Source organism: Mycolicibacter senuensis, assembly GCF_003284925.1.
Taxonomy (GTDB): domain Bacteria; phylum Actinomycetota; class Actinomycetes; order Mycobacteriales; family Mycobacteriaceae; genus Mycobacterium; species Mycobacterium algericum_A.
The window spans coordinates 1-2,078 of the sequence record NZ_QMEX01000272.1 but is presented as its reverse complement, the minus strand read 5'-3'; the positions used below and the strand labels follow the sequence as shown (position 1 = coordinate 2,078).

The 2,078-nt window shown below is 71.5% G+C and carries 3 protein-coding genes; 1 reads left to right on the top strand and 2 read right to left on the bottom strand.

The genetic code is table 11. The features are described from left to right. A partial coding sequence (locus DQP56_RS24010; protein WP_234825813.1) for an IMP dehydrogenase occupies positions 1–826 on the bottom strand: 826 nt, incomplete at its 3' end. A 240-nt stretch (positions 827–1,066) separates the two neighbouring features. Here DQP56_RS24010 and DQP56_RS24005 point away from each other — a divergent pair. Continuing rightward, the gene (locus DQP56_RS24005; protein ID WP_041320144.1) at positions 1,067–1,471 is read left to right on the top strand and encodes a DUF5319 domain-containing protein; all 405 of its coding nucleotides are present in this window, start codon (positions 1,067–1,069) and stop codon (positions 1,469–1,471) included. A 9-nt stretch (positions 1,472–1,480) separates the two neighbouring features. On the opposite strand, the gene DQP56_RS24000 is transcribed toward DQP56_RS24005, so the two are convergent. Beyond that, positions 1,481–2,078 (bottom strand): hypothetical protein (locus DQP56_RS24000; protein WP_112689574.1); only part of this gene is annotated, 598 nt, incomplete at its 5' end.

Sequence of the window (2,078 nt, the reverse complement as noted above, 5' to 3'; positions counted from 1 at the left end):
CGGCCTTGAGCTTGCCGACCATGTCGAGCACCCCCCGGTTGTGGGCGTGCGCGGTGTCGACGATCAGCACGTCGACCCCGGCGTCGGCCAGCGTCATCGCCCGCACCCAGGCGTCGGCGCCGACACCGACCGCGGCCCCGACGAGCAGCCGGCCGTCGCTGTCCTTGGTGGCCAGCGGGTGCTGCTCGGTCTTGACGAAGTCCTTGACGGTGATCAGCCCGGTCAGCTTGCCGCGGCCGTCGACGATCGGCAGCTTCTCGATCTTGTGGCGGCGCAGCAGGCCCAGCGCGGCGTCGGCGGAGACGCCCTCCTGGGCGGTGATCAGCGGCGCCTTGGTCATCACCTCGGCGACCGGTTTGTTCTGGTCCACCTCGAAGCGCATGTCCCGGTTGGTGATGATGCCGACCAGTGAGCCGTTCTTGTCGACGACGGGCAGCCCGGAGATCCGGAACCGCGCGCACAGCGCATCCACCTCGGCCAGGGTGTTCTCCGGCGTGCAGGTGACCGGGTCGGTGACCATCCCGGCCTCGGAGCGCTTGACGGTCTCGACCTGACCGGCCTGCTCGGTGACCGGCAGGTTGCGGTGCAGCACGCCCATCCCGCCGGCGCGGGCCATCGCGATCGCCATCCGGGCCTCGGTGACGGTGTCCATGGCGGAGCTGACCAGCGGCACCTTGAGCGCGATGTTGCGGGTCAGCCGGCTTGAGGTGTCGGCGGTCGCCGGCACCACGTCGGAGGCCGCCGGTAGCAGCAGCACATCATCGAACGTCAGCCCCAGCATGGCGATCTTGGGTGGATGCCCACCGGCGGCACCGCCGGTGGGCATCGCATCGTCGAACGTGCCGGCGGCACCGGGTGCACCGGGGGCATAGGGAATCGTCGGGGCACTGGGGTCACCAACGGACATCGGGAGCCTCCACTACGCAGCCGGGGTGAGACGTCCATCCTAATCGCGGCGCGCGGCGGCGTTCGTTCCCCACCTACCCTTGCCGGTCATGCGGGTCGCTGAACGGCTCCGGGCACCGGCCGCTGGCATTCTGTCGTGACCTCTGCGTACCCTGAGGGCGTGCGTGACCACCTGCCACCCGGTTTGCCGCCTGACCCGTTCGCCGACGATCCCTACGACCCGTCTGCCGCGCTGGACGCCGTCGAACCGGGGCAACCGCTGGATCCGCAGGAGCGGACCGCGGTCGAAGCCGACCTCGCCGATCTGGCGGTCTACGAGGCACTGTTGGCGCACCGGGGCATCCGCGGCCTGGTGGTGTGCTGCGACGACTGTCAGCAGGACCACTATCACGACTGGGACATGCTGCGCGCCAACCTGCTGCAGCTGCTCATCGACGGCACCGTCCGCCCGCACGAACCGGCTTACGACCCCGAACCCGACAGCTACGTGACGTGGGATTACTGCCGCGGCTACGCCGATGCGTCGCTCAACGGGGCGACCTCGGAGGCCGACGGCTACCGCTGAGCCGCCGAGTCAGCCGCGCTGCCACCTACCGCCGCGGTGACGCACCAGCTCGGCGGCGTCGTCACGCAACTTCAGCAATTCCTCGGCCGTGTCCCGCGGGCCGGCCGCATCGACCAAGTCGATCAACATGCAGGCCAGTGCCCATCGCAGCGGGAGCAGACCCAGCCGGTCGGCGTCGTGTAGCGCGGTGTCGGCCACCGCGCGCGCTTTGTCGACGCTGCCGGCGCAACACAGCGCCCCGGCCAGCACCACCCGGCTTTTGACCCGATGGCGCACCATCGTCTCGGGAGTCAGCTCCAAGGCGTGCTCGGCGTGGCGCACCGCGGTGGGGCCGTCGCCGGTGACCATGGCCAGTTCGGCCGTCACCCAGTTCCGGCGCACCGCCAGGCGCGCCGGCGCCGTCGGTTGCGGCAGCCCTACCGCCCGTTCCAGCAGTGCCGCCGAGGCCGCGAAGCGCCCGACGCCCAGCGCGTCGGCGGCCAGCCCGACCAGCGCATCCGCGGTGGCCTCGGCGGCCTCCGGGTCGGCCTCGTGGTCGGTGCAGGCCAGCGCCAGCGCCCGGCCGTCGAGGCCGCGGGCCCGCTCGTGCCCACCGAGTTGGCGCAGG